The 19,546-nt window shown below is 54.8% G+C and carries 19 protein-coding genes; 8 read left to right on the top strand and 11 right to left on the bottom strand.

Annotated features, from left to right (window positions below; genetic code table 11):
* Positions 1-137: 137 nt before the first annotated feature.
* From cpxR to trmL, 3 genes are all read left to right on the top strand, one after another.
* Complete coding sequence (gene cpxR / locus AFK63_RS19035; protein WP_038866613.1) at positions 138-836, top strand: envelope stress response regulator transcription factor CpxR; 699 nt, start codon at positions 138-140, stop codon at positions 834-836.
* On the top strand, positions 833-2,206 hold the full coding sequence (gene cpxA, locus AFK63_RS19030) for an envelope stress sensor histidine kinase CpxA (protein ID WP_038866611.1): 1,374 nt from the start codon (positions 833-835) through the stop codon (positions 2,204-2,206). The genes cpxR and cpxA overlap by 4 nt, the downstream gene beginning before the upstream one ends.
* A 117-nt stretch (positions 2,207-2,323) precedes the next feature.
* The gene (gene trmL, locus AFK63_RS19025; protein ID WP_038866610.1) at positions 2,324-2,797 is read left to right on the top strand and encodes a tRNA (uridine(34)/cytosine(34)/5-carboxymethylaminomethyluridine(34)-2'-O)-methyltransferase TrmL; all 474 of its coding nucleotides are present in this window, start codon (positions 2,324-2,326) and stop codon (positions 2,795-2,797) included.
* 65 nt (positions 2,798-2,862) lie between these two features.
* Here trmL and cysE read toward each other — a convergent pair whose 3' ends face one another.
* From cysE to AFK63_RS19000, 5 genes are all read right to left on the bottom strand, one after another.
* Positions 2,863-3,684, bottom strand: a complete 822-nt coding sequence (gene cysE / locus AFK63_RS19020) for a serine O-acetyltransferase (protein WP_038866608.1) — start codon at positions 3,682-3,684, stop codon at positions 2,863-2,865.
* A gap of 77 nt (positions 3,685-3,761) precedes the next feature.
* The gene (gene gpsA, locus AFK63_RS19015) at positions 3,762-4,781 is read right to left on the bottom strand and encodes an NAD(P)H-dependent glycerol-3-phosphate dehydrogenase (RefSeq protein WP_038866606.1); all 1,020 of its coding nucleotides are present in this window, start codon (positions 4,779-4,781) and stop codon (positions 3,762-3,764) included.
* The gene (gene secB, locus AFK63_RS19010) at positions 4,781-5,248 is read right to left on the bottom strand and encodes a protein-export chaperone SecB (protein WP_038866603.1); all 468 of its coding nucleotides are present in this window, start codon (positions 5,246-5,248) and stop codon (positions 4,781-4,783) included. The genes gpsA and secB overlap by 1 nt, the downstream gene beginning before the upstream one ends.
* A gap of 54 nt (positions 5,249-5,302) precedes the next feature.
* Positions 5,303-5,554 carry a glutaredoxin 3 gene (gene grxC, locus AFK63_RS19005; protein WP_004388492.1) on the bottom strand — a complete coding sequence of 84 codons (252 nt, stop codon included), beginning with the start codon at positions 5,552-5,554 and terminating at the stop codon, positions 5,303-5,305.
* A gap of 20 nt (positions 5,555-5,574) precedes the next feature.
* Positions 5,575-6,006 carry a rhodanese-like domain-containing protein gene (locus AFK63_RS19000; RefSeq protein ID WP_038866594.1) on the bottom strand — a complete coding sequence of 144 codons (432 nt, stop codon included), beginning with the start codon at positions 6,004-6,006 and terminating at the stop codon, positions 5,575-5,577.
* A 242-nt stretch (positions 6,007-6,248) separates the two neighbouring features.
* Here AFK63_RS19000 and gpmM point away from each other — a divergent pair, with 242 nt between their 5' ends.
* From gpmM to AFK63_RS18985, 3 genes are read left to right on the top strand one after another with little or no spacing between them, the layout of a single operon-like run.
* Positions 6,249-7,796, top strand: a complete 1,548-nt coding sequence (gene gpmM, locus AFK63_RS18995; protein WP_038866592.1) for a 2,3-bisphosphoglycerate-independent phosphoglycerate mutase — start codon at positions 6,249-6,251, stop codon at positions 7,794-7,796.
* Positions 7,797-7,829: 33 nt separating this feature from the next.
* On the top strand, positions 7,830-9,089 hold the full coding sequence (gene envC / locus AFK63_RS18990; protein ID WP_236613133.1) for a murein hydrolase activator EnvC: 1,260 nt from the start codon (positions 7,830-7,832) through the stop codon (positions 9,087-9,089).
* 3 nt (positions 9,090-9,092) lie between these two features.
* Positions 9,093-10,031 (top strand): divergent polysaccharide deacetylase family protein, encoded by a 939-nt coding sequence (locus tag AFK63_RS18985; protein WP_038866588.1) that lies wholly within the window; start codon positions 9,093-9,095, stop codon positions 10,029-10,031.
* Positions 10,032-10,097: 66 nt separating this feature from the next.
* Here the strand turns inward: AFK63_RS18985 and AFK63_RS18980 are convergent, their stop codons facing one another.
* The 6 genes from AFK63_RS18980 to kbl all read right to left on the bottom strand — a co-directional run bounded on the left by AFK63_RS18980 (position 10,098) and on the right by kbl (position 17,324).
* Positions 10,098-11,018, bottom strand: a complete 921-nt coding sequence (locus AFK63_RS18980; protein WP_236613132.1) for a capsular polysaccharide synthesis protein — start codon at positions 11,016-11,018, stop codon at positions 10,098-10,100.
* A gap of 17 nt (positions 11,019-11,035) precedes the next feature.
* The gene (locus AFK63_RS18975; protein ID WP_038866584.1) at positions 11,036-11,884 is read right to left on the bottom strand and encodes a glycosyltransferase; all 849 of its coding nucleotides are present in this window, start codon (positions 11,882-11,884) and stop codon (positions 11,036-11,038) included.
* A 72-nt stretch (positions 11,885-11,956) separates the two neighbouring features.
* Entirely contained in the window at positions 11,957-13,216 is a 1,260-nt protein-coding gene (locus tag AFK63_RS18970) for an O-antigen ligase family protein (protein ID WP_038866582.1), read from the bottom strand.
* A 71-nt stretch (positions 13,217-13,287) separates the two neighbouring features.
* Positions 13,288-14,868, bottom strand: coding sequence for a phosphoethanolamine transferase (locus AFK63_RS18965; protein WP_038866580.1), 1,581 nt, complete (start codon positions 14,866-14,868; stop codon positions 13,288-13,290).
* Between the two features lie 224 nt (positions 14,869-15,092).
* The gene (tdh, locus tag AFK63_RS18960) at positions 15,093-16,118 is read right to left on the bottom strand and encodes an L-threonine 3-dehydrogenase (protein WP_038866578.1); all 1,026 of its coding nucleotides are present in this window, start codon (positions 16,116-16,118) and stop codon (positions 15,093-15,095) included.
* 9 nt (positions 16,119-16,127) lie between these two features.
* Positions 16,128-17,324, bottom strand: coding sequence for a glycine C-acetyltransferase (kbl, locus tag AFK63_RS18955; protein ID WP_038866577.1), 1,197 nt, complete (start codon positions 17,322-17,324; stop codon positions 16,128-16,130).
* 228 nt (positions 17,325-17,552) lie between these two features.
* Here kbl and rfaD point away from each other — a divergent pair, with 228 nt between their 5' ends.
* Positions 17,553-18,485, top strand: coding sequence for an ADP-glyceromanno-heptose 6-epimerase (rfaD, locus tag AFK63_RS18950; RefSeq protein WP_038866575.1), 933 nt, complete (start codon positions 17,553-17,555; stop codon positions 18,483-18,485).
* A 12-nt stretch (positions 18,486-18,497) separates the two neighbouring features.
* Complete coding sequence (gene rfaF / locus AFK63_RS18945; protein ID WP_038866574.1) at positions 18,498-19,544, top strand: ADP-heptose--LPS heptosyltransferase RfaF; 1,047 nt, start codon at positions 18,498-18,500, stop codon at positions 19,542-19,544.
* The last annotated feature ends 2 nt before the right edge of the window (positions 19,545-19,546 follow it).

Here is a 19,546-nt window from a genome sequence, read left to right as displayed (position 1 = left end):
GGAAACTTATGTGCTGCGGTTCAACGAAATCCAGTCTACGATTCGGGCTGCAAACATGCGTCAGGGGGTGTAAAACAACGTAAAGTCATGGATTAGCGCGCCTTGATGACGTAATTTCTGCCTCGGAGGTACTGAAAATGAATAAAATCCTGTTAGTTGATGATGACCGCGAGCTGACTTTCCTGTTAAAGGAATTGCTCGACATGGAAGGGTTTAATGTCCTCGTTGCCCATGATGGCGAACAGGCGCTTGACCTCCTGGACGACAGCATCGACCTGCTTTTGCTCGACGTGATGATGCCAAAGAAGAACGGCATCGATACTTTGAAAGAGCTTCGCCAGACTCACCAGACACCCGTTATTATGCTGACCGCACGAGGCAGCGAACTGGATCGCGTACTTGGCCTTGAGCTGGGCGCGGACGACTATCTGCCAAAACCGTTTAACGACCGCGAACTCGTGGCCCGTATTCGGGCGATTTTGCGCCGTTCACACTGGAGCGAACAGCAGCAGAACAGCGACAGCGGTTCGCCGACGCTGGAAGTGGACGCGCTAAGCCTCAACCCAGGTCGTCAGGAAGCGAGTTTTGACGGCCAGACACTGGAACTCACCGGCACCGAATTTACCCTGCTCTATTTGCTGGCGCAGCATCTGGGCCAGGTGGTGTCACGTGAACATTTAAGCCAGGAAGTGCTTGGCAAACGTCTCACGCCGTTCGATCGCGCGATCGATATGCATATCTCTAACCTGCGTCGTAAATTGCCGGAGCGCAAAGACGGCCATCCGTGGTTTAAAACCTTACGCGGACGCGGCTATCTGATGGTTTCCGCTTCATGATAGGCAGCCTTACCGCCCGCATTTTCGCCATTTTCTGGCTGACGCTGGCGCTGGTGTTAATGCTGGTGCTGATGCTGCCCAAGCTCGACAGCCGTCAGATGACGGAACTGCTGGAGAGCGAGCAGCGTCAGGGCACCATGATTGAACAGCACGTCGAGGCCGAGCTGGCGAGCGACCCGCCCAACGACCTGATGTGGTGGCGTCGGCTGTTTCGCGCTATCGACAAGTGGGCGCCGCCGGGGCAGCGGTTGCTGCTGGTCACCAGCGAAGGCCGCGTGATCGGCGCAGAACGCAACGAAATGCAGATAATCCGCAACTTTATCGGACAGTCCGATAACGCCGACCATCCCCAGAAGAAAAAGTATGGCCGCGTGGAGCTGGTCGGGCCCTTTTCCGTGCGCGACGGCGAAGATAACTATCAGCTTTACCTGATCCGTCCGGCGAGCAATTCACAGTCCGATTTCATCAACCTCCTGTTCGACCGCCCGCTGCTCCTGCTGATTGTCACAATGCTGGTGAGTTCGCCGCTGCTGCTTTGGCTGGCGTGGAGCCTGGCACGACCGGCGCGTAAGCTTAAAAACGCCGCCGATGAAGTGGCTCAGGGCAATTTGCGTCAGCATCCGGAGCTGGAAGCCGGGCCGCAGGAGTTTATCGCCGCAGGCGCCAGTTTCAACCAGATGGTAACGGCGCTGGAACGTATGATGACGACCCAGCAACGGCTGCTTTCCGATATCTCTCACGAGCTGCGCACTCCGCTGACGCGTCTGCAACTCGGTACCGCGCTGCTGCGCCGCCGTAGTGGAGAGAGCAAAGAGCTGGAGCGCATTGAAACCGAAGCCCATCGCCTCGACAGCATGATCAACGATCTGCTGGTGATGTCGCGTAATCAGCAGAAAAACGCGCTGGTGAGCGAGACTATGAAAGCGAATCAGCTGTGGGGCGACGTGCTTGATAACGCCGCCTTCGAAGCGGAACAGATGGGCAAATCGTTTGAAGTCGCCTACCCGCCAGGCCCGTGGCTGCTTTACGGCAACCCGAATGCCCTGGAAAGCGCGCTGGAAAATATCGTGCGTAATGCGCTGCGCTACTCTCACAGCAAGATTTCCGTAAGCTTCGCGGTGGATAAAGAAGGCATTACGATTAACGTCGATGATGACGGGCCGGGCGTGAGCCAGGCTGACCGGGAACAGATTTTCCGCCCGTTCTATCGCACCGATGAGGCGCGCGACCGCGAATCCGGCGGCACCGGTCTCGGCCTCGCCATTGTGGAAACCGCCGTGCAGCAGCATCGCGGCTGGGTGAAGGCGGACGACAGCCCGCTTGGCGGTCTGCGCCTGACCCTCTGGCTACCGCTCTATCACCGCTCGTGAATATGGCCCTCCCCTGCGCGGGAGGGCTTTGCTTCTCTGAAACGGTCCCCCGTGCCCCGCAGTTTTTACGCGCGGGCAATTCTGGTATTCTGCGCGCCTCTGCAAAAGGGGAGCCGTATGCTGAATATCGTCCTGTTTGAACCTGAAATCCCGCCCAATACCGGTAATATCATTCGCCTGTGCGCCAACACCGGCTTTCGCCTGCATATTATCGAGCCGATGGGCTTTACCTGGGATGATAAACGCCTGCGCCGCGCGGGGCTGGATTACCACGAATTTACCGCTGTAATACGCCATCGCGATTATGCCGCGTTCCAGGATTCGGAAAAACCGCAGCGCCTGTTCGCACTGACGACCAAAGGCACGCCCGCGCACAGCGCGGTCAGCTATCAGGACGGCGATTATCTGCTGTTTGGCCCCGAAACGCGCGGGCTGCCCGCCTCGATTCTGGACGCGCTGCCGCCCGAGCTGAAAATCCGTATTCCGATGATGCCGGACAGCCGCAGCATGAACCTTTCTAACGCGGTTTCCGTGGTGGTATATGAGGCGTGGCGACAGCTTGGCTATCCTGGCGCGGTATTGCGCAGCTAACGGCTGAACGTTAAAGACAACAAAGCCGCGCATTGCGCGGCTTTTTTATGCATAAAGCAGGCGGTTTAAATACCGTCGCCGTACTCGAACCCGTGGTTGATGCCGTTGAAGTGCTGATCCATATCCATCGACGGCTTATCGCTTTCCGGCTTGCCGACTATACGCGCCGGCACGCCTGCCGCCGTCGTGTGCGGCGGCACAGGCTGCAACACCACGGAGCCTGCGCCGATTTTTGCGCCACGCCCCACTTCGATATTGCCCAGAATTTTGGCGCCCGCGCCAATCATCACGCCTTCGCGGATTTTCGGATGGCGATCGCCGCTGGTTTTACCGGTACCGCCCAGCGTTACCGACTGCAGGATAGAGACGTCATCTTCCACCACGGCTGTTTCGCCGATCACAATGCCGGTCGCGTGATCGAGCATGATCCCACGTCCAATGGTGGCCGCCGGATGGATATCGACCTGGAAAGAGACCGACACCTGGTTTTGCAGGAAAATCGCCAGCGCCTGACGCCCCTGTTTCCACAGCCAGTGGCCGATGCGATGAGCCTGCAGCGCATGAAATCCTTTAAGATAGAGCAACGGCGTGGAATATTTATCTACCGCCGGGTCACGGGTGCGCACGGCCTGGATATCGCAGGCGGCGGAGGCAATCATCTCCGGGTCCGCTTTGTAGGCCTCTTCCACCACTTCACGAATGGCGATAGCTGGCATGATAGGCGACGCCAGCTTGTTGGCAAGCATATAGCTTAACGCGCTGCCCAGGTTCTCGTGCTTAAGCAATGTCGCATGGTAAAAACTGGCCAGCATCGGCTCGCAATCGGCCAGCTGACGGGCTTCGGCTTTGATATTCTTCCACACCAGATCCAGTTCTTCACACGGCATTGCTTTCTCCAGACAAACAAATAGCGGCCGACAAAAAGGTTTTGTCGGCACGCATCAATCATTACGGACGCGCTTCCCTACTGGCTGCTTCGCTCATCCTTGCGGGTACGGCCCAGCAGCGTTAATGCTGCCTCGCGCGCATTTTTTCCGCAATAGAGTACCTGATAAATTTCCTCGGTTATTGGCATTTCCACGCCAAAACGCGCCGCCAGTTCGCGCACCTCTTTGGTGTTGCGATACCCTTCGACCACCTGGCCTATCTTCTCCTGAGCGCTCTGCACATCCATACCCTGGCCGAGCATCATGCCGAAGCGGCGGTTGCGCGACTGGTTGTCGGTACAGGTCAGGACCAGATCGCCGAGACCAGCCATGCCCATAAAGGTGGTTGGATCCGCACCGAGCGCCGCGCCGAGGCGTGACATCTCCGCGAGACCGCGCGTAATCAGCGCCGTGCGGGCATTCGCGCCGAAGCCGATGCCGTCAGACATCCCGGCGCCGATGGCGATAACGTTTTTCACCGCGCCGCCGAGCTGCACGCCGATGAAATCGGGGTTGCTATAAACGCGAAAGCTCTTGCCGCAGTGCAGCAGCTGCTGGAGATCGTTGGCAAACGCGTCGTCCGTGGCCGCCAGCGAAATCGCCGTCGGCAGCCCTGCCGCCAGCTCTTTGGCGAATGTCGGGCCGGAGATCACCGCCAGCGGTATCTCATCGCCTAACGCTTCGCGCGCCACATCCTGCAATAATCGACCGGTTTCCGCCTCAAGACCTTTGGTCGCCCATACCACGCGGGCATCCGGGCGCATGAGCGGTTTAATCTGGCGCAGCACCTGACCAAACACATGGCTTGGCACTACAACCAGAATATTGCGGCTGGAGGCCAGCGCGGCGGCTAAGTCGCTCTCAAGATGAAGCGTGTCGGGGAAAGGCACATCGGGAAGGAACGCCGCGTTGCAGCGGTCGGCCTGCAGCGTCGCGATATGCGCGGGGTCATGACCCCACAGCACGACGTGATGGCCGTTTCTTGCCAGTGTAATGGCAAGAGCGGTGCCGTATGAACCGGCACCGATAACTGTCATTGACGCATTAATGGTGTTCATCAGGCATCCTGATGGTTTTGCGCACCTTCAGCAGCCTGCTGCTGCAGATAGTTCATGAACAGCGCGTCGAAGTTAACCGGCGCAAGGTTCAGCTGCGGGAAAGTGCCGCGGGAAACCAGGTTGGTGATGCATTCGCGAGCATACGGGAACAGGCTGTTCGGGCAGTAAGCGCCGAGGCAGTGCGCCATCTGGGTGCCTTCAATGCCAGAAATATTGAAAATGCCTGCCTGCTGCACTTCGCAAAGGAAAGCGGTCTCTTCGCCCAGCGACGCGGTGACCGTCACGCGCAATACCACTTCATAGACATCGTCAGCAAGCTGGCTGGAAGCGGTATCCAGATCCAGCTTCACATCCGGCTGCCAGTCTTTCTGAAACACATGCGGCGCATTCGGTGCTTCGAAAGAGATATCTTTGGTGTAAATGCGCAGAAGCTGAAAGTTCATTTCAGTGTTGTTTTGTTCTGACATGAGCGAAAACCCTTGTATGTAATGTCCTTAAAAATGCCGTCACGGCTAAGCGCACTAGCGCAGCAGAGGATCGAGTCCGCCGCGCGCATCCAGTGCATGCAGGTCGTCGCAACCGCCAATGTGCTGACCATCAATAAAGATCTGCGGCACAGTGGTGCGGCCACTACGCTGAATCATTTCTTCCCTTTTGGCGGTATCGCCGTCAATGGGCAGTTCGAGGAAAGCGGCGCCTTTGCTGTTCAGCAGGGCCTTCGCACGATGGCAATACGGGCAGGTCGCTTTGGTGTACATTTCGATATTGGCCATGTCGTTACCTCTTATGAAAATTATTTACCACGTACCAGCGGCAGGTTCTCGCCACTCCAGCCGGCAACGCCTTCTTTGAGCACATACACCTGTTCAAACCCGGCGTTAGTTAACGCCGTTGCTGACTCCTGAGCCGACAGGCCGTTGCCATCAACGACGATGACCGGCTTCGCTTTATGCTTGTCCAGTTCGCCGACGTTATTTGCCTTGATATCGGCAGGCAGCAGGTTCATGGCGCTGGCGATATGCCCTTTGCGGAAGTCGTCGCGCTGACGGATATCCACTACCACGGCATCTTCTTTGTTAATCAGACGCGTCGCTTCGCCACGCGTAATCACCTTCACTTTAGAGGTCAGGCTCTTGAAAGTGGTGTAAATCACCGCCGCGAATAACGCAATCCACGCGATACTAAGTATGGGGTGGCGGCCAACGAATTGCATAATTTCTTGCATGGGGGGTCAAACTCCCGACTCAGTAAAAAAACCAGGTGTGGAGTATACCTGCGCGCTGTGTCAATTACAGCCAGTACAAAGAAGGTTGTGCGTTTTCTGCGGCACGTTACGGAAAAAAGGATGAAATGCGCCGTTGCGCTTGCAGACCCCGGCCTGTTCTTTGATCTTCTGCGGCTATTTGCCCTCTGACGGTGTAGTAAAATTACGCCAATTTTTTCGTCGTTGACGCATGAGGTTCCGCAATGTCGCTTACTAAAAAACCTGTCGTATTAGTGATCCTGGATGGCTACGGCTACCGTGAAGACAATCAGGATAACGCTATTTCCGCCGCCAGAACGCCTGTAATGGATAGCCTGTGGGCAAGCCGTCCGCACACTTTAATTGATGCTTCTGGACTTGAAGTCGGCCTGCCGGACCGTCAGATGGGTAACTCGGAAGTGGGTCATGTCAATCTGGGCGCAGGCCGTATCGTGTATCAGGATCTCACGCGTCTGGATGTCGAAATCAAAGAACGCACTTTCTTTGCAAATCCGGTACTGACTTCGGCTGTTGATAAGGCCGTCGCCGCCGGGAAAGCCGTCCATATTATGGGCCTCGCCTCGCCGGGCGGCGTCCACAGCCATGAGGATCATATTCTGGCGATGATAGAACTGGCGGCCGCACGCGGCGCAGAAAAAATCTATCTGCATGCGTTCCTGGACGGTCGCGACACGCCGCCGCGAAGCGCCAGGGCGTCGCTGGAAAAATTCGCCGCGAAGTTTGCCGAAGTGGGTAAAGGCCGCGTCGCATCGATTATCGGCCGCTATTTTGCGATGGACCGCGATAACCGCTGGGAGCGCGTGGAGCAGGCGTATGATCTGCTGACGCTGGCGCAAGGTGAATATGAGGCGCCAAACGCCGTGGCAGGCCTTGAAGCCGCCTACGCGCGCGATGAAAACGATGAATTCGTTAAAGCGACCGTGATTCGTGGCGAAGGCGAAGCCTCTGCCGCAATGGACGATGGTGACGCGCTGATTTTCATGAACTTCCGTGCCGATCGCGCACGTCAGATAACCCGCGCCTTCGTGAACCCCGATTTTGACGGTTTTAACCGCAAAAAAGTCGTTAAGTTCGCCGATTTCGTTATGCTGACCGAGTATGCCGCCGATATTCGCACCGCCTGCGCTTATCCGCCCACCTCGCTGGTTAACACCTTCGGCGAGTGGATGGCAAAACACGATAAAACCCAGTTGCGTATTTCCGAAACCGAGAAATACGCCCATGTGACGTTTTTCTTTAACGGTGGTGTGGAAGAGCCGTTCCCGGGCGAAGACCGCATCCTGATTAATTCGCCGAAAGTCGCGACCTACGATCTGCAGCCGGAGATGAGCTCCGCCGAACTGACTGAAAAACTGGTTGGCGCTATCAACAGCGGCAAATATGACGCCATCATTTGTAACTACCCGAACGGCGATATGGTCGGCCACACCGGCGTGTTTGACGCTGCTGTCGCTGCGGTGGAAGCGCTTGATAACTGCATCGCGCAGGTGACGCGCGCCGTTGAGGCGGCAGGCGGTCAGATGCTGATCACCGCAGACCACGGCAATGCCGAACAGATGCGTGATCCGGCGACCGGTCAGGCGCACACTGCGCACACTAACCTGCCGGTACCGCTGATTTACGTGGGCGATAAAAAAGTTAACGCGGTAGACGGTGGCAAGCTTTCTGACATCGCGCCGACCCTGCTTACGCTGATGGGGATGGAAATCCCGCAAGAGATGACTGGCAAGCCGCTGTTCATCGTGGAATAATCCCTCCCCATGAGGGGAAAGGCGATTTTTTCAATGACATGGGGCAACAGGCCGTTTCGGTTCTCACTTAAGCCCCTGCTTTACGCCAGCGCGCTCAGCGCTGGCGTATTGTTATGCCCGCTTTCCGCCCATGCGGATGACCGCGATCAGCTCAAATCTCTTCAGGATGATATCGCCGCCAAAGAGCGCGCGGTACGCCAGCAACAGCAGCAGCGCGCAAAATTGCTCGCCCAGTTGAAAAGCCAGGAGCAGGCGATCGCTGCCGCCAGCCGTAAACTGCGCGAAACCCAGAATACGCTGGCGGAACTTAACCGTCAGATAGCCGAGATGAACGCCTCCATCGCAAAGCTTGAAAAACAGAAAGCCGCCCAGGAACGCAACCTCGCGGCCCAGCTTGATGCGGCGTTCCGTCAGGGGCAGCACAGCGGTCTTCAGCTTATTCTGAGCGGCGAAGAGAGCCAGCGCGGCCAGCGTTTACAGGCTTACTTCGGCTACCTTAACGAAGCGCGTCAGGAAACCATCGCGCAGCTCAAACAAACCCGCGAAGAAGTCGCCACTCAAAAAGCCGAGCTTGAAGAGAAGCAAACGCAGCAGCAAACGTTGCTCTACGAGCAGCAGGCGCAGCAGGCGAAGCTGGAGCAGGCCCGCAACGAACGTAAAAAAACCCTCAGCTCGCTGGAATCCTCTATTCAGCAGGGCCAACAGCAGCTAAGCGAGCTGCGTGCGAATGAATCGCGTCTGCGCGATCGCATCGCCCGCGCAGAGGCGGCGGCGAAAGCCCGTGCCGAGCGCGAAGCACGTGAAGCTGAGCAGGTCCGCTCTCGCCAGAAAGAGGCGTCGCGCAAAGGCACCACCTATAAACCCTCTGAAAGTGAGCGTTCACTAATGGCGCGTACCGGCGGGCTGGGCTCGCCGAATGGGCAGGCTTACTGGCCAGTACGCGGCCCGTTGCTGCATCGATATGGCGAGCAGTTGCAAGGTGAACTACGTTGGAAGGGCATTGTTATCGGGGCCAGCGAAGGCACCGAGGTAAAAGCCATTGCCGACGGGCGCGTGATCCTCGCCGACTGGCTGCAGGGCTACGGTCTGGTGGTCGTCGTTGAACACGGCAAAGGCGACATGAGCCTTTACGGTTACAACCAGAGCGCGCTGGTGAATGTCGGCGCCCAGGTCCGCGCCGGTCAGCCCATCGCGCTGGTGGGCAACAGCGGCGGCCAGGGGCGGCCTTCGCTCTATTTTGAAATTCGCCGTCAGGGTCAGGCGGTCAATCCACAACCGTGGTTGGGAAGATAAGTTTTGCTTCAGTTGCGTCGTCTTGTTTTTGCTCTCGCCGGTTCGCTGGCTCTCGCTTTCCCCGCCTTCGCCGGCAAACTCGCTATCGTTATCGATGACTTCGGCTACCGCCCGCATACCGAAAACCAGGTGCTGGCGATGCCCGCTGAAGTCTCCGTCGCTGTACTGCCCAACGCGCCGCATGCCCGAGAAATGGCGACTAAAGCCCACAATCAGGGACACGAGGTGCTTATCCATCTGCCGATGGCGCCGCTCAGCAAGCAGCCGCTGGAAAAAGACACACTGCGCCCGGACATGAGCGGTGAAGAAATCGCGCGCATTATTCGCAACGCCGTCGACAACGTGCCCTACGCCACCGGCATGAATAATCATATGGGCAGCGCCATGACCTCAAGCCTCCCCGGCATGCAAAAAGTCATGGCGGCGCTGGCGCACTATAACCTCTATTTTCTTGACAGCATGACTATTGGCAACAGCCAGGCCATGCGTGCCGCCGCAGGAACGGGCGTGAAGGTCATCAAACGCAAAGTCTTTCTTGACGACACCCAGAACGAGGCGGACATACGCGCCCAGTTTAACCGTGCGGTCGCGCTTGCGCGTCGCAACGGCTCAGCGATTGCCATTGGTCACCCGCATCCGGCAACGGTGCGCGTGCTCCAGCAGGCGCTCTATAATTTGCCGCCAGATATCACGCTGGTGCGCGCCAGTCGCCTGTTGAACGAGCCGCAGACGGATAATTCCACGCCGAATGCTGCGCCGCCCACAACAACGCCTGCCGTGCCGCGTAACCCGTTCCGCGGCGTGAAGCTGTGCAAACCGAAAAAACAGCCTGAACCGGTTTATGCCAGCCGCTTCTTTACGGTCATCAGTGAAAGCGTCAGCGAGAGCGCCGTGGTGAGCTACTTCCGCCATCAATGGCAGGGCTGGGGTAAACAGTCATAATAAAAAAACCGCCCTCGGGCGGTTTTTTTTAACGTGAGGGTGGCGAGTGAGCCACTGCGCATCAACTTAGGGGAGTTTAAAATTTCCGTTCAGGATAGCGCTGTACAGCGTGGACTCACCATTATCTGTCAGACGATACTTCTCTTTATGGGAAAGCTTATAGATGCCGACAGGATCATGTTTTAAGGTTTCCAGCGCGGTTTGCGTCGATGCCGCGTTGATAAACTGCCGGATAAGGAAACGATGATTCCCCGTCACGGGCTGCGCATCCATCCATTCGCGAAACGCTGGCACCTTCTCTCGCGCGTACAGGAAACTGTAATCGATCAGGAAATACTCAATAAGGTCGTCATGGTATTGCCAGTAACGATAAAGAATATCTCTGACAAATTTCACCAGCGAATTTCCCTTCTGCGCTGCAAGAAAATAGGCCGTCCAGTATCCCTGACTTAATGCGCTTTCCCGCCCGACGCCGTCAAAACGCAGTGACGAAAACGCGTTTTCATAGAAAGATTCAGGTAACGGCCGGGTCATAAAGACTGTGGCGTCCATCCAGATGCCACCATACTGATAAAGCAGAGAGCAACGAACAATATCTGAGTACTGCGCTTTACTGATAAGGCCCGCCTGATATTTAGCGGTAATATGATCAGGTAACGTCAGATATTGTGGGATATTGTCGTCAGTCAGCACAATAGTGCTTGCATCAGGCGTGTGCTGTTTTACCGACTCGATACACCGCTTAACCAGTTCAGGCGCCTGATCCAGGCCCTGGAACCAACAAATCCAGATGATGCGCGACCGCGCCTGCGGAACGGTTGCTACAGGCTCAGGCTGGACGTTAAGGCTATCAATAACAGAAAAAATCGTCGCCTTTTTCTTCGCTTCAAAATGTGCCGCCGCGCGCTGAAAAACCGCGAGTCTCGTCTTCTTATGCCACCGACGCGTTTTCTTGATGAGTTTGTTGATGGTCGTGAGCTTCATCATTCCACCTGACAGAGATTTCAGAAGAGTTCTTTTAATGTGCGGCGAAATAGCTTCAGCCTTAACTTAATGTCTTTCTTGCGGCCACGTAGCAGAGCATTCATGCGGGTCGAGCTAAAACCCCTGAAAGACATCAACTGAAAGAGGTTATTACTGCGCGTCGTTTCCGACATATGTTCACGATATTTAAAATAGAGCTTGCGATACGAGTTATATTTTTTGATTTTTTTAGTAATGCGATCGCTACTATGTTCAGCATCAACCATCGCAGTGCTAAAACTGTATTTAATCCCCGGGCCATATTTCAGGATGAGTTTTATCCACGCATCGCGATCCTGCTGCTGCTTTATTTCCGGTGAAAAACCACCAACCCCAAGTAATTTTTCTCTTGTGGTAAGCACCTGATTGCCAACTACATTTTCACAGAGAATATCCTGTAGGGTGATAATGCGTTTGCTGTTGCTGTCAGGCCTGGTGCGCTGTTTTTTATCCAGACGGGCTGGGGAGTCGGTGACGAAGGCATAACGCTCTTCATAACGAGTGACAAGCTTTGATAAACGCTCCGGTAAAAAGTAATCGTCATCATCAAGCCCCGTGACGAAAACGCCCTGTGAAAGCGCATAGCCCCGATTACGGCTGAAATTTGAACCGCTGTTTTTCGTATTACGTTCATAGATGAAATTAACGAACCGCGCCTCACATTCCGCCCGCATTTCCTCTATGAGCTGTGCGGTTTTTTCGTTCGAACAATCATCGACAACGATCAACTCGACGGCAGGATACGTTTGAGCAATGACGGAGCGAATCGCCCGCTCCAGCAGGTCTTCTCTGTTAAAGGTCGTAATGATAACGGAGATCAGTTCATTCATAGCAGGCTCGTCTGGTCAGGATCGTAACTCCACCGGGAGAATACCCTTTTCCCGGTGGGGAATCAAAAAAGCTTACTTAACAATATTCTGGTGCCTGTTTTGCTCCAGGAAAACGACAGACATAATTAACGTCAGCATCCAGGCGATAGGGGTCGTTTTCGAATAAAACATGACGCCACTAATGCCAAACATAATGATCGAGGCCAGAAACGCGCAAAGAATAATACTGTTGAGTTTTCTGTAGGCGTAACAGAACAGAGCGACAATAAAAGCAAAATAGAGCAATAAACCCGAAGGGCCTTTTACAGATAATGTTTCTACCACTTCATTGTGCAGGTGGCCTTTCATGAACAACAATGCACCACGTAACCCAGGGTCTTTCTCTACAGTAGCAACGATAATTTTATTACGCTGATCCGTTGACTGCCATAAATAATTTTCTTTAGCTGCTTCAAGGCCTGTCTTCCACATTGCCAGACGCGCGCCCACCGACGTCAAACTGTTATTTTTATCATACGCAGCAATATCGCGATTAAAATCATTATAGCGCTTAGAAATGTCGTCCTTCATCATAAACATTCCCACGATCAAGGCGCAAATAAAAGCTATTACGCCTTTCCAGGGAATATGTTTTTCCTTATACAATTTAATGCTTAAAAGAACAAAGAAGATAACCGGATAAGCGATAATCGCTGCGCGTGTGCCCGTTGTCACCAGCATCAGAAATGTCAGGAAAAAATGCCCTAGAATGAGTGACTCTTTCCATTTATAAGCGCTGTGCTGAAGTACAAGAATGATGTAAAAAGAGATAAAAGCAATGGTGTAGGCAGCACCTGTCGCATCTGCCCCCCCTTCAAGAGAGAGCGTTACCCGACCCGTCCCCAGAAAAATAGCCTGATATCCCACATACACGGCCATCATCAGCTGTAACAGCATCGCTAACAGGGCATGAATTTTATTACTACCGATATTTAACTTGCGGTAATTAGCGAAAGTGTAAATACAAAAGGCGCCAAAGACACATATTTTACCTACTTCCAGGTAGGCACGGTAGGAGTTAATGGCCGGACTGGTGTCGACTTTATACAGGCGGTACCACACTAAATCACAAAGTCCAATGGTTAATAGCACCGCGCACAGCCAAAAGGCATCATTTTTCCTGAAGTTTTTAATATCCAGCAAGAATGCTATCAGCGCCACCGCGCCAGCAAGGCTGAAAATTTTTGCAGCATAGTTTGGCGAAATAATCACACACCCAAATGCAATCGCACATAATCCGAATAACAATTGCATCAAACTAAAATGGACCTTCTCAAATTTACTTGTTGTCATCATCATTCCATTTATTACTGCAAACAAAAAACTTTAGCACACCATCGAAAAAATCATTAAGGACCGCTGTGTTAATGAATATTGCGCCATTCATATACGGTGCCCGTGGTATCCATAACGGCAACATCCTTATCATACTGCGACAGCCAGGACGATAACGTCTTCACCGCATCCCCTTCACGATGGATACCTAACCATAATTCAGCAAGCGTATTCACATCATCGGTTGACCAGAGCCGGTTGTAATCCCCCGTCAGCTTGTCTTTCGCTGCAACGCCCTGAGCATACCAGATGAACATGGGGACCTGTAGCGCCTCGCGAGGCGGTTTCGCTCCGCCATGAGAGTAGACTACGGCGCGGGAAGGGTCGCGTATCAGCGCGTGATCGGAAAAATAGAGCACGGAGGAGCGACTGTCGCCCAGAGCATGAAAGACCTGGCCCATCACCGTGTCGGTAAAGCGCACGGCATTATCGTAACAGTCATCAGTGTTATTACCGCTGTTGAGAACCGTCTGATTTGCCGGAAAACGCCGGCAGGCAGGTTCATGGCTACCATACAGATGTAACACGATAAGTTTTTTGCCCGGCTTTTTCAGCGCCTCGTTGAGTAACGGCAACAATGCGTCATCATAGCCCTCTTCCACCCATACACTCTGATGCGCGTTAAGCGCGATGCCCGTAATAATATTGTTATGCGCGCCGCCCTTTCCCTGACGGCTAAACCAGGACGTGTCGTAACCCGCTTTGTTGGCAATATTGATAACGTTATCGCCATATTTACGCGGATCGCGCGCCTTTACGGTATCCGCTGTCAGGGCCATCGGCACCGCCATAATGGTCACCGGTGCCGGAGCAATCGCGTTGCGAAACAGCAAAAGCCGATCTTTTTGGGCGTTCAGCGCTGGTGTGGTATCACGTCCATATCCGTAAATGCCCATATTTTTCGCACGTTCAGACTCACCGACGATTAACACATAGTTGTCAATTCCGGTATCTGAAACGGTGATTTTATAATCAGGAATATCATTACCGACGCTCGCCATCACAGCATTATCTTCCGCCGCCTGCATGAAAACTTTGGCGGTACTGACCGGCGTCGATTGCATAAAACGCTGCGTCAGACTTTCCACATTGCTTTTACGAATCTGATGTAGCCAGGCTTGCGTAAAAAAGCCAAATAGCGTCAGGCCGAGCAGAATAGCGGGCCAGCGTCTGAATCGAGGTGGAACCGGCCAGGCGCCGCTATTTGCCGTAAAAATAAACAGCGCCGAAAGAGCAAAAAATAACAGGCCATCGCGCCAGTAAAGGCCAAGCATGGAACTCGCCTCTTCCGGCGTGGTATTCAGCACACTTAAGGCAAATCCATAACTGAACGCTGAATTAAAATTTGTCCATGCATAAAGCTGCAGCGTCACGTCTGCCGCGACCGGCACTAAGAAAAGCACAGCCAGAAGATGTCTGAAGCCTTTGTTATTAATACATTTAATCGTAAAAATCAGTAACGCGAATACCAGCGCCCGGTTTATTACCGTATTATATTTTTCATTCAAAACATTAGCGTAAATGACGATTGCGAGCGAAATAATTAACGGCAAAACGCTCGAAATACGAAAACCGTATTTCGTGGTTTTTTGTTCTAACAGAATAGACATGACGACCTGGACTTTATTTAAATCTTTCCTGACGACACCCTTATCACCGGAAAAAGAAATACCTCACCCTCTTCCGGACAGAAGAAAGCCTGATATCTGCGTGATACTGGGCGTAAAAAAGAGGCACTATTAAAATTTGCGCAGACGGTAGCAATTCGTTTTTATAAAGTCAAACCGCTGAAGATAGTAGCGGCGCCTGAATATACAGGCGCCACGATAAGCTGTTAATCCCAGCTCAGAATGACCTTACCGGACTGACCAGAACGCATGGCGTCGAAGCCTTTCTGGAAGTCGTCGATGGTGAAGCGGTGAGTAATAATCGGCGACAGGTCGAGGCCGGACTGGATCAGCGCCGCCATCTTATACCAGGTTTCAAACATCTCGCGGCCATAGATGCCTTTGATGAAAAGCCCTTTAAAGATGACTTTGTTCCAGTCGATGGACATATCGGAAGGCGGAATGCCGAGCATTGCGATACGCCCGCCGTGGTTCATGGTGTCCAGCATGGTACGAAACGCCGGCGGCGCGCCGGACATCTCCAGACCTACGTCAAAGCCTTCGGTCATGCCCAGTTCGGCCATAACGTCCTGCAGGCTTTCGGTCGCGACGTTCACCGCGCGGGTCACGCCCATTTTGCGCGCGAGATCCAGACGGAACTCGTTCACATCGGTGATCACCACATTGCGCGCGCCCACGTGCTTCGCGACCGCCGCCGCCATGATGCCAATCGGGCCCGCGCCGGAGACCAGCACGTCTTCGCCGACCAGGTCAAACGAGAGCGCGGTGTGTACCGCGTTGCCGAACGGGTCGAAAATCGAGGCCAGCTCGTCCGGAATATTGTCCGGAATTTTGAAGGCGTTGAACGCCGGGATCACCAGGTATTCGGCGAAGCAGCCCGGACGATTCACGCCCACGCCAACGGTGTTGCGGCACAGGTGCGTACGCCCGCCGCGGCAGTTACGACAGTGGCCGCAGGTGATATGACCTTCGCCGCTGACGCGATCGCCGATTTTAAAGCCTTTCACTTCCTGGCCGATGCCGACGACTTCGCCGACATATTCATGCCCGACGACCATCGGTACCGGAATTGTCTTCTGCGACCACTCGTCCCAGTTATAGATATGCACGTCGGTGCCGCAAATCGCGGTTTTGCGAATTTTAATCAGCAGATCGTTATGGCCGACTTCCGGCTCCGGCACGTCGGTCATCCAGATGCCTTCTGCCGGTTTCAGTTTTGATAATGCTTTCATTCCACGCCCTCAGGCAATCACGCCTAACTGTTTACCGATGCGGGTAAACGCATCGACTGCACGTTCAATCTGTTCAGGGGTATGCGCCGCCGACATCTGGGTGCGAATACGCGCCTGGCCTTTTGGCACCACCGGATAGAAGAACCCGGTGACGTAAATGCCCTCTTTTTGCAGCTCGCGGGCGAAGTTCTGCGCCACAACCGCCTCGCCCAGCATGACCGGAATGATAGCGTGATCGGCGCCCGCAAGCGTAAAGCCCGCCGCAGTCATTTTCTCGCGGAACAGGCGCGCGTTAGACCACAGACGCTCACGCAACTCCGCGCCGGATTCCAGCATTTCCAGCACTTTGATGGAGGCGGAGACAATTGCCGGCGCGAGCGAGTTGGAGAACAGATACGGGCGTGAACGCTGGCGCAGCCACTCCACCACCTCTTTACGCGCCGCGGTATAACCGCCGGACGCGCCACCCAGCGCCTTGCCGAGCGTACCAGTGATAATGTCCACGCGGCCCATCACGTCGCAATACTCATGGGTGCCGCGGCCGTTTTCGCCGACAAAGCCCACCGCGTGGGAGTCATCGACCATCACCAGCGCGTCATATTTATCCGCCAGATCGCACACGCCTTTCAGGTTGGCTATCACGCCATCCATGGAGAACACGCCGTCTGTCGCGATAAGGACATGCCGCGCGCCCGCGTCACGAGCCTCTTTCAGGCGCGCTTCCAGCTCCTGCATATCGTTGTTGGCATAACGGAAGCGTTTTGCTTTGCACAGGCGCACGCCGTCGATAATGGAGGCGTGGTTCAGCGCGTCGGAGATAATGGCGTCTTCCGCGCCGAGCAGCGTCTCAAACAGCCCGCCGTTGGCGTCAAAGCAGGAAGAGTAAAGAATGGCGTCTTCCATGCCGAGGAACGCGGCCAGTTTATTTTCAAGCAGTTTGTGGCTGTCCTGGGTGCCGCAAATAAAGCGCACCGACGCCATGCCGAAACCGTGCGTATCCATGCCCTGCTTCGCCGCGGCGATCAGTTCAGGGTGGTTCGCCAGACCGAGATAGTTATTGGCGCAAAAGTTGATTACGTGGCTGCCGTCTGCCACCTGGATATCCGCCTGCTGGGCGGAGGTGATGATCCGTTCTTCCTTAAACAAGCCTTCGGCGCGCGCGGTATCTAAATCGGCGGAAAGCTGTTGGTAAAAATCCCCTCGCATTGCATTTCTCCAGACATGAGCCAGTTCGGCACATATTATTACCCAAAGCTATGGATGGAGACGAGATGACGAAGCACCGATTCTCTGTTTTGCAGCATAAATCACGCGAGACGGGCAAACTTGCTGCGGCTGAAACGGGCAATGGCTGTAGGGCAACCAATGTGATGGTATGATTAACACTATTCACGCCGGAGATTTTTCCCGGCTCACATTCTGAAGGACAGGCTTATGATTATCGTTACCGGCGGCGCTGGTTTTATCGGCAGCAACATTGTTAAGGCTCTGAACGACATCGGCTATACCGATATTCTGGTGGTGGATAACCTTAAAGACGGCACCAAGTTTGTTAACCTGGTGGATCTGAACATCGCCGACTACATGGATAAAGAAGATTTCCAGGTGCAGATCATGTCCGGGGAAGAGTTCGGCGACGTCGAAGCCGTATTCCACGAAGGCGCATGCTCGTCCACTACCGAGTGGGATGGCAAGTACATGATGGATAACAACTATCAGTACTCCAAAGAGCTGCTGCACTACTGCCTGGAGCGCGAAATCCCGTTCCTGTACGCCTCTTCCGCCGCCACCTACGGCGGGCGCACCTCTGATTTCATCGAATCCCGTGAATATGAAAAGCCGCTGAACGTTTACGGCTACTCTAAATTCCTGTTCGACGAGTATGTCCGCCAGATCCTGCCGGAAGCGAACTCCCAGATTACCGGCTTTCGCTACTTCAACGTCTACGGGCCGCGCGAAGGCCACAAAGGCAGCATGGCGAGCGTCGCGTTCCATCTCAACACCCAGCTGAACAACGGCGAGAGCCCGAAACTGTTTGAAGGCAGCGATAATTTCAAGCGCGACTTCATCTATGTGGGCGACGTGGCGGCAGTAAACCTGTGGTTCTGGCAGAACGGCGTCTCCGGCATTTATAACTGCGGCACTGGCCGTGCGGAGTCGTTCCAGGCCGTGGCAGATGCCGCGCTGGCCTTCCATAAAAAAGGCAGCATTGAGTACATCCCGTTCCCGGAAAAACTCAAAGGCCGTTATCAGGCGTTTACGCAGGCGGATCTTACCAACCTGCGCGCGGCGGGTTATGACAAGCCGTTTAAAACCGTTGCTGAAGGTGTGACGGAATACATGGCCTGGCTGAACCGCGACGCATAAGCAGGCTAATGCATGAAAATATTGGTGATCGGCCCGTCATGGGTGGGCGACATGATGATGTCGCAAAGTCTCTATCGCACGCTCAAGGCTCGCTATCCACAGGCGATCATCGACGTGATGGCGCCCGCGTGGTGCCGTCCGCTGCTGTCGCGCATGCCGGAGGTGAACGAGGCGATCCCCATGCCTCTCGGCCATGGCGCGCTGGGGCTCGGCGAGCGCCGTCGTCTGGGGCGCAGCCTGCGCGAGCGCCGCTACGATCGCGCTTATGTGCTGCCGAATTCGTTTAAATCTGCGCTCGTACCGTTTTTTGCAGGTATCCCGCACCGCACCGGCTGGCGCGGCGAGATGCGCTACGGCCTGCTGAACGATATTCGCGTGCTGGATAAACAGGCCTGGCCGCTGATGGTTGAGCGTTACGTCGCGCTGGCTTACGACAACGGTGTGATGCAGTCGGCGAAAGATTTACCGCAGCCTTTACTCTGGCCACAGTTGCTGGTGACGGACGCGGAAAAAAGCCAGGCCTGCGCCCAGTTCGCGCTCTCCGCGGAGCGTCCGATCATCGGTTTTTGCCCGGGTGCGGAGTTCGGCCCGGCGAAACGCTGGCCGCACTACCACTACGCCGGGCTGGCGAAAGAGCTGATTGACGAAGGGTATCAGGTGGCGCTGTTCGGCTCGGCGAAAGACAACGAAGCAGGTAATGAAATCCTCGCGGCGCTGAGCGTCGAACAGCAGGCGTGGTGCCGTAATCTCGCGGGCGAAACCCAGCTTGAACAGGCCGTGGCGCTGATTGCCGCCTGTAAAGCGATTGTCACTAATGATTCCGGCCTGATGCATGTAGCCGCCGCGCTCGACCGTCCGCTGGTCGCGCTGTATGGCCCGAGCAGCCCGGATTTCACGCCGCCGCTGTCCCATAAAGCGAAAGTCATTCGTCTTATCACCGGCTACCACAAAGTGCGCAAAGGCGACGCCGCCGAAGGTTATCACCAGAGCCTGATCGACATTACGCCCGCGCGCGTACTTGAGACGCTCAACGAACTGCTGCTGAACGAGGAAGCGTGAGG

Source organism: Cronobacter muytjensii ATCC 51329, assembly GCF_001277195.1.
Classification (GTDB): Bacteria; Pseudomonadota; Gammaproteobacteria; order Enterobacterales; family Enterobacteriaceae; genus Cronobacter; species Cronobacter muytjensii.
This window is presented reverse-complemented; position numbering and strand designations above follow the sequence as displayed.